Below are 10,051 nucleotides of genomic sequence, written 5' to 3' on the forward strand. Positions count from 1 at the left end.
AGTGGCCGCGGCCCTGTTGGCGAACGCGCTGTACAGCACGGGATTCGTCCTGGAGAAACGAGCCCTCACCGCGATGCCCCAGGTGACGGTCCGGGAACCGTTCAAACTCTTGCGTCTGGTCGTCGGCAGCCCGCTGTGGATCGCCGGCTCACTGTCGCTGGCCGCCGGGTTCGCCGCCCAGCTGGCCGTCTACCGGACACTGCCGATCGCCGCGGCCCAGGGCATCTTCGTCTCGGGCCTGGTGCTGCTGGTCCTGCTGTCGGCGCGGCTGCTCGGCGAGGAGACGACGGGCCGGGAGCGGTACGCCCTCGGGGCGATCCTCCTCGCGCTGCTGATGGTGGTGCTGTCGCTGGACGAGGGCACCGACACCGTCAGCCGCGAGGCGCCGTACGCGCTGGTCCTCACGATCTGTCTGCCCGCGCTGGCGGCGGGGGTCGGGCTGTACCGGTCCGCCGAGCGGCGCGCCCGGCACCGGCACCGGCTGCCGACCACGGGCGTCGAGTACGGCGTGGCCGTGGGCCTGCTGTACGGCGTCAGCTCGCTCGCGATCAAGGGCGTGTCGAGCTATCTGACGACCAGTGCGCTCGGGGACGCGGTCGTCGGCCTGCTGCGCTCCCCGTACCCGTATCTCCTGATGTTCACCGGCGCGTTCGGTCTGGTGATGTCGCAGGCGGCGCTCCAGCGCTGCCGGGCCTCGCTGATCGTGCCGGTCTGCACGACGGTGACCTGTCTGTTCACCGCCGTGCTCGGCACGCTGTCGTTCGGCGAGTCGCTGCCCGACGATCCCCTGCGGCTGACGCTGCGGCTGTCGGGCACGGTGCTGGCGGTCGGCGTGCTGCTGAGCATGCCCAAGCACGACAGTCCCCCGCCGTCCTCCCCATCCTCCGCACCAGCCAAGGAGTTGACCCCTCCATGAACCCCGACGACCCGTTGCTCCAGATCCTGGCGTGCCCGCTGGACAAGGGGCCGCTGCATCTGGTGGTCCACGAGGAGGAACGCCTCGGCGACTCCGGTGCCGACGCCGCCCGGGCGCCGGAGTCGCTGTACAACCCCCGGCTGCACCGCCGTTACCCCATCGTCGACGGCATTCCGCAGCTGCTGCCGTCATCGGGCGAGCAGGTGACGGAGGACGAGCACGTCAAGCTCTCCGCGCTGCTCAGGAAGTCGGACTCGTGACCACTCTCGCCGCGCGGCTCGCGCCGCTCCTCCCGGACCGGCTGGTCGCCGCGGCCGCCCGGTTCGTCTACCCGCGCTTCGAGCCGGAGCTGGCCCGGCTCGACGACATGTGCCCGCCGGGCTGCGGCACGGCCGTGGACGTCGGTGGCTGGTACGGCCCCTGGACGCGCCGGCTGGCGGGACGCGCCGGGCGGGTGGTGACCGTCGAGCCGGTGCCCCGGCTGGCCCGGCTGCTCGTCTCGGCGGTCCCCGGCAACGTCCGTGTCGTCCAGGCCGCCGCCTCGGACCAGCCGGGCACGGCCCGTCTCTGGCTGCCGCCGGGCGACGACGGGGGGCGCGGTGTGTCGTCCCTGGTCCGCCGGGACATCCACGCCCGCGCGCTGGACGTCCGCTGTGTGACCCTCGACGGGCTCGGGCTGACCGATGTCGGCTTCGTCAAGATCGATGTCGACGGCAACGAACTGGCCGTCCTGCGCGGCGCGTCCGGCCTCCTCGCCCGGGACCGCCCGGCGCTCTTCGTCGAACTGGAATCCCGTATCCAGCCGATCGCCCCGGTCGTCGACCTGCTCGCCGGCCTCGGCTACGCCGGCTGGGTCCTCCCCGCCGGAACCTGGCTCCCCCTGGACCCGGCCACCCTGGAGGCCCACCAGGCGCGTACGTCCCACATGGCGTCCAAGGGACTGCTCCGGCGGGTCCTGCCGTTCTCCGGGCCCCGGTACGTCAACTCGGTGCTGTTCCTGCCGGACGGGCGCCGCCCGGGTGAGCCGGCCGCCGCGTCCGGCGCCGTGGGCGACCATGGAGGGCATGTCCTCCGCGAAGCGCCCCGGGCCGGATAGGCCCTCCGGCCCGTTCACCCCGCTCGACTTCCAGCTCGTGCTGCTGCGCCGGATGGCCGACCACAATCCGGAGCTCGTCGAGGACGCCCGGCGCGAGCTGGGCGTCTCGATCGCGCAGATGCGTGAGGCGAACAGACGGTGGCAGGCCATGGTGCGCTCCCCCCGGGCCCGGGGGTCGGCGTCCCGGTACCGGTCGGTCCTGGGCGCGCCCGAGTCCGTGACCCGGCGCCGCATCGGGGACCTGGAGTGCGAGGCGTGGCGGTGGCCGGTGCCGTTGTGGGACGACCTCCGGTTCGAGGTGCTGCTGGCGCCGAACGGGGCGGTGTGGAACGAGTGGCTGGTACGGGCGCCGGGGGCGGCCGGGCCCGAACCGCGTGCCCTGGAGGATCTGACCCCGTGGTCCTGCACGGTGGACGAGGTGGCACGGGCGTTCCCGCCGGCCCGACCGTTGGAGGGGACGGCGCCGACGCGGTGGGGGTTGCGGTTCGTCGCGCCGGACGGGGACGGGGTGCGGCGGGAGTGCGTCGCGGAGTTCACCTGGGGTTTGTTGCAAAGGGTCACCTAAGAGCGGAAAACCTCCGGTCGTCCCCGTTCAGACAGCGCACATTCACGATCGGACTTCTCCCCGACCTGCCCCGAAATCCTTCCAAGCAGAAGATTGGCGATCATCCGGCCGCTGGGGACGCCGGTGGGCCTACTGTCCGTGCAGAGTTCTGATCCTCACGGGAAGGCCCTTCATGACGCCCCAGCACCCCGCGGAGCGAACCGTGCCCGTCGAGCGGCTGCGGCTGGGGGATCACGCGTGTATGGGGCAGGGGGACCTGGAGGGTACCGGGGAGTCGCCGTGGAAGGTCTTCACCGCGTACACCCGGACGAGCCTGGCGCGCGGCGAGAAGGTCCTGCTGGTCATGGACCCGGACGACCTGAGCGACGACGAGGTGGTGTCGCTGCTGGACCGGGGCAGCGGGCAGGTGGCCGCGGCGCGGGACAGCGGCCAGCTGTCGGTCAGGCGCAACACGGAGGTCTACCTGCCCGACGGCCGGTTCCAGGAGCGGCGCACGATCGACACCTACGCCTCCGAGGTCGACCGTGCCTGCGACGAGGGCTGGGCGGGGCTGCGGGTCACCGCCGACATGAGCTGGGCGCCCCGGGCGGGCCTCGGCCACGACCGGCTGCTCGACTACGAGGCCTCGGTGGCGCCGCTCTTCGCGGACCCGCTGTTCACCGCGATCTGCTGGTACGACCGTCAGCGCTTCGACGACGAGCTGACCGCCCGCGTCGGCAAGGTCCATCCGCTGCGGGTCATGGAACGTCTGGACTCCCTGGAGGTCACCGGGACACCGGACGGCGGCCGGATGGCCGGCACCGCCGAGCTGAGCACCCGGAGCGAGTTCGTCGAGGCGCTGCGCGAGGCGCTTGAACACCGTGACGACTCGGGGCCCAGCCACTTCGTCCTCGACCTCCGCGACCTGTGCTTCATGGAGGCCCACTGCGCCTGGCAGTTGATCAGCCTCGCCGCCTCGCTCCCCGACGGCAGCGAGGTCACCGTGCGCTGCGGCGAACTGCTGGGGCTGGTGCTGGAGCAGCTGGGCGCCGACGAGGTGCCCCAGCTGCTGGTCCGCGTGGAGGGTGAAGGCGACGAGGGGGACGCCGGGTGAACGAGGGGCTGAGGCTGCGCATGGAGTTCCGTGGTCCCGAACTCCCCCTGGTGCGCGCCCTGGTGGAGGAGGCGTCGCTGCGCGCCCGGTTGAGCGCCTCCGCCGGAGGTGCCTTCGGGCAGGCCGCTGCGGAGATCGCCACGGACGCCGCCGCCCGGGGCGCCGACCCGGCGTTCGTCGAACTGTGTCTGGGGGAAGGCGGGTTGCGTTGCGAGGTGACGTACGGTGCTGCCGTCCCGCCGGTGGGACGGCCCGAGGGGCACGGCCCCCGTCTCGCGGAGTCCCTGATCGCGGGTATCGGCCCTCCCGCCCGGATCGACGTCCGCGACACCCCCTGCGGCACCATGGTCACCCTGTCCGCCCCACTGCCCGGCCCGGTGCGTACGCCGCCCGCTACAGCCCCGCCCGCGCGCTGAACCAGGCCGCCACCTGACTGCGGTTGTGGAAGCCCAGCTTCACGAGGATGCGTTCGACATGCCCCTCGGCGGTACGGCGGGCGATGACGAGGTGGTCGGCGATCTGCTTGTTGGTACGGCCCTGGGCGACGAGGGCCGCGACCTGCAGTTCACGGCGGGTCAGCGGGACCGGGTCGACGACGGGGACGGTGCCGGGGGGCGAGGCCTTCGTCGAAATCGGGGCGCGGGCCGGGCCCCCGGCCGTGAGGGAGCTCTCCCTCGTGCCCGAGGAGGAGCCCCGCGCGTTCCGGCGTACGGCGGACACCTCCCCCTCGCGCACACCGGGACCCGAGCCGTCCCGCCCGTCGTCCGTCCTCGGCGCGAAGGCCACGCCGTCACGCCGCACACCCGTGCGCGAGGCCGAACCCGCGCCGTCCCGCCGTCCGCCCGTGCGCGCGGCGGCCGGTCCCTCCCGCTGCTCGCCCAGGGCGTAGGCCACCGCCTGCTCCGGCGTCAGACGGCCGCCCCGACGGTGGGCCAGGGCGTAGGCGTGGTCGCCGAGGGCGAGGCGCGCGTGGTGTTCGGCGGCGCGCGGGCCGCCCGGCTGGAGGGCGTCCACGGGGTTGCCGCCGATGTCGTGCCAGATCCGGTCGACGGCGCCGCGCAGCACACCGGCCCGCTCGGCGTCGCCCGCCAGCGCCTCGGCGGCGGCGAGCAGATCGAGGGTGCGGGCGAGGCTCTGGTGCTGGCTCACGGTGTACGGCAGCCGCAGACAGTCGCGGGCGTGCTCGGCGGCCCGGTCGTACTGCCCGGCCGACCAGTGCGCGAGGGCGAGGGTGCGCAGCGCCCAGGAGCGGGCCCACTGTTCACCGTGGGCCTCGCAGAGGGCGACCGCCTCGGCGCACAGCGGGATCGCCTCGTCGGCACGGCCCCGGCTGACGAGGGTGCAGGCCAGTTCGACGCGGGTGAGGACGACGAAGGCGGTGGAGGCGCGGGCCCGGCCCGGGACGAGGGCGCCGGCCGGCACGGGCGGCGGCGCGGGCACCGGGAGTTCCTCGTCGGCGTCGACCGCGGTCCGCACCGGGTCGAGGCCGGCCAGGACGGCGGCGGAGCGACTGTGGACCAGGGAGGTCAGGGCGCCCGCCCACATGGCTCGGGTCAGGGCCACGTCGGGCCGGGCCCCGGCGCGCAGGGCGCCGTCCATCCAGTGCCGTCCCTCGCCCCAGATGCCGCCCGCGACCCAGTGGAACCACAGCCCGGCGGCGAGCCGCAGCCCGTGCTGGGCCTCGCCGGGGGTGGTGAGGCAGAAGTCCAGGGCGGCCCGGAAGTTGTCCTGGTCGATCCGGATGCGTTCGGTGATCTCCGTCTGGTCGGGGCCGAACCAGGCCTGCTCGTACTCGGCGCCGAGGCGCGCGAAGTGGTCCCGGTGCCGTCGCCGGGTCTCGGCCGCCTCGCCCAGGTCGTGCAGCTTCTCCAGCCCGTAGTCGCGCAGCGAGACCAGCAACCGGTAGCGGACCTGGCCGGCGTGCTCCTCCCGGACGAGCACCGACTTGTCGACGAGCCCGGCGACGGCGTCCAGCACCGCGCACGGGGTGATCTTCTCCCCGGTCCCGGTGTCCTTCCCGGCGCAGACCGCTTCGGCGGCGGCCAGGTCGAAGCCGCCGACGAACACCGACAGCCACGCCCACACCAACTGCTCCTGCGGGGTGCACAGTTCATGGCTCCAGTCGACGGCGGAGCGCAGGGTGCGGTGGCGGGGCGCGGAGGTGGGGCTGCCGCAGGTCAGGAGCTGGTAGCGGTCGTCGAGGCGTTCGACGAGCTGGTCCACGCCGAGGGCCCGCACCCGGACCGCGGCCAGCTCGATGGCGAGCGGGAGCCCGTCGAGGCGGCGGCAGAGCCGGGCCACGGCCTGCTGGTTCGCCTCGCCGACGGTGAAGCCGGGGACCACGGCCGCCGCCCGGTCGGCGAACAGCCGCAGCGCGGGGAAGGACTCGACCGCCGAGGGGGTCAGCTCCTCCGGCGCGGGCGCGGGCAGCGGCGGCACCTCGAACAGCTGCTCCCCGGCCAGCCCGAGCCGGTGCCTGCTGGTGGCGAGGATCCGTACGCCCTCGGTGGCCGCCAGCACCGTCCCGGCGAGGATCGCGCAACTGCGCAGCAGGTGCTCGCAGTTGTCGAGCACGATCAGTAAGCGTCGCTCGCGCAGATGATCGACGAGGATCTCCAGCGGCGGCCGCACGGTCTCGTTGCGGACGCCGAGCGCGTCGTTGACGGCGTGCGGGACGAACGCCTCGTCGCTCAGCGCCGCCAGCGGCACGAGCCACACGCCGTCCGGGAAGGCCCGTGCCACCTGTCCCGCCACATGCCCGGCGAGCCGGGTCTTGCCCACCCCGCCCGGCCCCGTCAGCGTCAGCAGTCTGCCCGCCGACAACAACCGTCTGACATCGGCCGCCTCGTCCCGTCGCCCCACGAAGCTCGTCAGCTCCGCCGGGAAACCGGGAGTGCGCCGCGACTCCGATCCGCCCACGATGCTGGTCACGCCCTCAGTTGTGGTTCCCGTACGCGCTGTTGTAACCCCGAAGGGTAGGCAGCGGGCACGGGCGGGACGCCCGCTTCGTGGATTTCCCGCCTCTTCGAGTGAGGGCGGCGGGCGGGGTCAGCCGGTGGCGGCGGCCACGATCGCCCCGACCACAGGGGGCAGCGAGGCCGGGTGCAGCCACAGGAAGAGGTTGGGCTCGACGAGCTCCAGCTCCATCACACACGGCTGCCCGTCCGCCCCGGTGACCAGGTCGACGCGCGCGTACAGCAGCTCGGGCCGTCCCGGCACGGCGGCCAACGCCCGCTCGGCGACGGCGAGTTCGGCCGCGGTCGGAGTCCAGGGCTCCAGGTCGGGGTGGGCGGTCTTCTCTGCGTCGTACGCCGTGCCGGGCGCGAGCACCGCGCCCTTGCGGCTGGCGTGCAGCAGTCGGCCGCCGAAGAACTGCAGGGCCCGCTCGCCCTCGCTGTCGATGCTGGTCACGAACGGCTGCACCATCGCGGTGAGCCCCTCGGCGCGCATCCGCTCGACGTGCGCGGTCGCCGTCTCCCGCTGTTCGGGGGTGTAGCGGGCGGCGAACCGGGCGCCCGCGCCGGAGGTGGGCTTCACGACGTACTCGTGTGCCTCGGGGAGCCGCACGGGGTCGCCGGGCGCGAGATAGTCCGTCGGCACGACGGGCACACCGGCCCGAGCGAGATCGCCGATGTACCGCTTGTCGGTGTTCCAGCGCACGACCTCGGCCGGGTTGGCGAGCCGGGTGGCCTCACCGGTCTTCTCCGCCCAGGCCACGAACTCGGCCGCGCGCCAGCTGTAGTCCCAGGTGGACCGGATGACGACGAGGTCGTGTCCGGCCCAGTCCGCCGCCGGGTCGTCCCAGCGCACGGCCACCGCGTCGGCCCCGGCCTCCCGCAGTGCCTCCACCAGCACCGGCAGATCCCGGTCGTGGTTGACCCTGGGCCCGGGGTCGTAGGTGGCGAGGGCGATGCGGGGGGCGGCGGCTGTGCGGGCCACGGGGGGCTCCGTTCTCTTACGTCTTCGGCTGACTGGCGCTCCGGCGCAGGCTAACAACCGCGGGTGACGTGACGGGACCCGGTTCTCGCGGGCGTCCGGGTCGCCGTCGGCCCGTTCCGGCTCACGGCACCGCGGGCCCCGTGATGAAGCGGCCGTCCCTGTCGTACGGCCAGACGTTGGGGACGCAGCCCTTCATGCCCTTGATCTGCTGCATCATCGCCGGGGCGGGCTTGCCCTTGCCGGGGCAGGTGACGTGGCCCTGGCCGAGGAAGTGGCCGACCTCGTGGTTGATGATCAGGGCGCGGTAGGCCTTGACGTCGTCGGCGTAGACGGGGGTCGCCAGCTCCCAGCGTTCGAGGTTGACCATGACGTCGTCGCCGGCCTGGCAGTTGAACTCTCCGCGGGTGTTCAGCCCGACCCGGCCGCAGAACTCGTCGACCGTGCCGGGGGTCGCCACCTTGACGACGAAGTCGGTGGGGCCGCGGGAGACCCGCTGGAACGCCGATTCGCCGTCGGCGGTCCAGCCGCGCGGGTCGGCGAGCACGGCCTCCACCTCGCCCGCGACCTCGGCGGCCGACAGCGACAGTCCCTTCTCGACGTCGACCCGGTAGCGCAGGGGCGTGCTCTTGCCCACCTTGGGGCTGCCGCCGGAGGCCGTGGTGAAGGTGCCGGGCCCGGTTCTGGGGATGGTGATGGGCGAGTTACTGGGAGAGGGCGACCCGGAGTCGCTCGACGACGGGCTGGGCGAGGAGGAGGGACTGCCGGAGGCACCCGCGTCGGCGTCGGCGCTCCGGCTGGGAGCGGTCGAGCGCCGGGACCGCTCGGGCGAGGGCTCGGCGGATGTGCCGGCCGCGGGCTCACGTGCCGTCTCGCCCGTACCGCCGCCCATCCACCCCACCGCGGCTAATCCGGCGACACCGACGACCGCCACCGCCCCGAGGCCGCTCCGCAGAGGCACTCTCGCGCGCGGCTCACGGGCCTTCCGCCGACGGCCGGTGCCGATACCGGTGCCGGTGCCGGTGCCGGTGCCGGTGCCGGTACGAGAGCCGGTACGAGAACGTGTTGCCTTGTGCGCGCTCATGTTCCTTCAGAGTGTGATCAGTATGTGATCGGATGTGGCCGAGTCAGTCACGAAAAGATAACGGATGATCGACTCGGCTCCGCACCAGCGCTTGACCTTCACCTTCGGTGAAGCCCCAGCATCGAGAGCGGAACGAGGAACGCCAGGACAGCGCGAGAGCCAGGGGGAGCCATGCGGATGCTGACGATCGGGGCCTTCGCCAAGGCGTGCCGGCTGTCGCCGAAGGCACTACGGCTCTACGACGAGCTGGAGCTGCTGCGCCCCGCCCGGGTCGACCCCGACACCGGCTACCGCTACTACGCCGCCGCGCAGTTGGAGCAGGCCCGGCTCGTGGCGTGGCTCCGCCGACTGGGCATGCCGCTGGCCCGTATCCGTACGGTGTGCGCGCTGGAGCCGGGCCCCGCCGCCTGGGAGATCCGGGCGTACTGGGCCGGCGTCGAGGCCGAGACGGCGACCCGACGCGACCTGGCGGCCTTCCTCGTGGACCACCTCACCCACACGTCCGAGGAGGACACCGCGATGCTCGAACTCCGTTACGCCGCCCTTTCCGACACCGGCCTCGTCCGGCCCGCCAACCAGGACACCGCCTACGCCGGCTCCCGCGTCCTCGCCGTAGCCGACGGCTTCGGCCCCGCCGGGGCCCCCGCGAGCACGGCCGCCGTGGAAGCGCTGAGGACCCTGGACCGGGACACCCTCCCGGCGGGCGGTGTGCTGAACGTGCTGGAGGACGCGGTGCGCGGCGCGACCGACGCCGTACGGGACGTCGCGGGGACCGGGGACGACGGCACGACCCTGACGGCGATGCTGTGGACCGGCTCGCAGCTCGCCCTCGTCCACATCGGCGACTCCCGCGCGTACCTGCTCCGCGCCGGCGAACTGTTCCGGATCACCCATGACCACACCGTCGTCCAGTCGATGATCGACGAGGGCCGCCTGACGCCGGAGGAGGCCACCGCCCACCCCCAACCCGCCCTGCTCCTCAAGGCGTTGACCAACAGCGGGACGACCGCCCCGCCCGACCTGCGCCTCCACGACGCCCACCCCGGCGACCGCTACCTGCTGTGCTCCGACGGCCTCTCCTCGGTCGTCCCCGACCCGGCCATCCGGCGCACCCTGTCCTCGGCCCCCGACCCCGAGACCGCCGTACGCGCCCTCGTCACCGAGGCGAACGAGGCGGGCGGCCCCGACAACGTCAGCTGCGTGGTGGCGGACGTGGTGGACGGGGAGCGCTAGGTGTATTGCCCTGAGAGGTTGGGGACGCGGCTGGCGGGTGGTTGGCCTTTCAGCGCGGTGTGTCCGCGGTGGTGATTGTAGGTGTGCAGCCAGCGGGGGAAGGCGTCGCGCCGTTCCTGCTCTGAGCG

At 73.5% G+C, this 10,051-nt stretch carries 10 protein-coding genes and 1 pseudogene; 7 read left to right on the forward strand and 4 right to left on the reverse strand.

What is annotated here, in order from left to right; genetic code table 11:
* Nucleotide 1 precedes the first annotated feature (1 nt).
* From RM704_RS34750 to RM704_RS34775, 6 genes are all read left to right on the forward strand, one after another.
* The gene (locus RM704_RS34750) at nt 2–916 is read left to right on the forward strand and encodes a hypothetical protein (RefSeq protein ID WP_033527476.1); all 915 of its coding nucleotides are present in this window, start codon (nt 2–4) and stop codon (nt 914–916) included.
* Complete coding sequence (locus tag RM704_RS34755) at nt 913–1,176, forward strand: Trm112 family protein (RefSeq protein ID WP_033527223.1); 264 nt, start codon at nt 913–915, stop codon at nt 1,174–1,176. The genes RM704_RS34750 and RM704_RS34755 overlap by 4 nt, the downstream gene beginning before the upstream one ends.
* Nucleotides 1,173–2,012, forward strand: coding sequence for an FkbM family methyltransferase (locus RM704_RS34760; RefSeq protein WP_033527222.1), 840 nt, complete (start codon nt 1,173–1,175; stop codon nt 2,010–2,012). The genes RM704_RS34755 and RM704_RS34760 overlap by 4 nt, the downstream gene beginning before the upstream one ends.
* Nucleotides 1,972–2,577 (forward strand): hypothetical protein, encoded by a 606-nt coding sequence (locus RM704_RS34765; protein WP_052146013.1) that lies wholly within the window; start codon nt 1,972–1,974, stop codon nt 2,575–2,577. The genes RM704_RS34760 and RM704_RS34765 overlap by 41 nt, the downstream gene beginning before the upstream one ends.
* 172 nt (nt 2,578–2,749) lie before the next feature.
* Nucleotides 2,750–3,670, forward strand: coding sequence for an MEDS domain-containing protein (locus RM704_RS34770; RefSeq protein ID WP_033527220.1), 921 nt, complete (start codon nt 2,750–2,752; stop codon nt 3,668–3,670).
* The gene (locus RM704_RS34775; RefSeq protein WP_311591946.1) at nt 3,667–4,086 is read left to right on the forward strand and encodes an ATP-binding protein; all 420 of its coding nucleotides are present in this window, start codon (nt 3,667–3,669) and stop codon (nt 4,084–4,086) included. The genes RM704_RS34770 and RM704_RS34775 overlap by 4 nt, the downstream gene beginning before the upstream one ends.
* Here RM704_RS34775 and RM704_RS34780 read toward each other — a convergent pair.
* The 3 genes from RM704_RS34780 to RM704_RS34790 form a co-directional block, all read right to left on the reverse strand.
* Nucleotides 4,064–6,601, reverse strand: coding sequence for a LuxR C-terminal-related transcriptional regulator (locus RM704_RS34780; RefSeq protein WP_033527219.1), 2,538 nt, complete (start codon nt 6,599–6,601; stop codon nt 4,064–4,066). The genes RM704_RS34775 and RM704_RS34780 overlap by 23 nt on opposite strands.
* 117 nt (nt 6,602–6,718) lie before the next feature.
* Entirely contained in the window at nt 6,719–7,609 is an 891-nt protein-coding gene (locus tag RM704_RS34785; RefSeq protein ID WP_033527218.1) for an ATP-grasp domain-containing protein, read from the reverse strand.
* Nucleotides 7,610–7,730: 121 nt separating this feature from the next.
* Nucleotides 7,731–8,540, reverse strand: coding sequence for a DUF3152 domain-containing protein (locus RM704_RS34790; protein WP_033527474.1), 810 nt, complete (start codon nt 8,538–8,540; stop codon nt 7,731–7,733).
* A gap of 321 nt (nt 8,541–8,861) precedes the next feature.
* Between RM704_RS34790 and RM704_RS34795 the strand changes: the two genes are divergently transcribed.
* Nucleotides 8,862–9,923, forward strand: a complete 1,062-nt coding sequence (locus RM704_RS34795; protein ID WP_033527217.1) for a MerR family transcriptional regulator — start codon at nt 8,862–8,864, stop codon at nt 9,921–9,923.
* Here RM704_RS34795 and RM704_RS34800 read toward each other — a convergent pair.
* Nucleotides 9,920–10,051, reverse strand: a pseudogene (locus tag RM704_RS34800) (IS481 family transposase); the annotation flags it as partial. The gene RM704_RS34795 and the pseudogene RM704_RS34800 sit on opposite strands and share 4 nt — an antisense overlap.

Origin of the sequence: Streptomyces gottesmaniae, from assembly GCF_031845845.1 — a bacterium.
Lineage (GTDB): Bacteria > Actinomycetota > Actinomycetes > Streptomycetales > Streptomycetaceae > Streptomyces > Streptomyces akebiae.

Coding starts and splice junctions, on each gene's coding strand:
- RM704_RS34755 (WP_033527223.1), top strand. CDS start 913: ATGAACCCCGACGACCCGTTGCTCCAGATCCTGGCGTGCCCGCTGGAC.
- RM704_RS34795 (WP_033527217.1), top strand. CDS start 8,862: ATGCGGATGCTGACGATCGGGGCCTTCGCCAAGGCGTGCCGGCTGTCG.
- RM704_RS34765 (WP_052146013.1), top strand. CDS start 1,972: ATGGAGGGCATGTCCTCCGCGAAGCGCCCCGGGCCGGATAGGCCCTCC.
- RM704_RS34770 (WP_033527220.1), top strand. CDS start 2,750: ATGACGCCCCAGCACCCCGCGGAGCGAACCGTGCCCGTCGAGCGGCTG.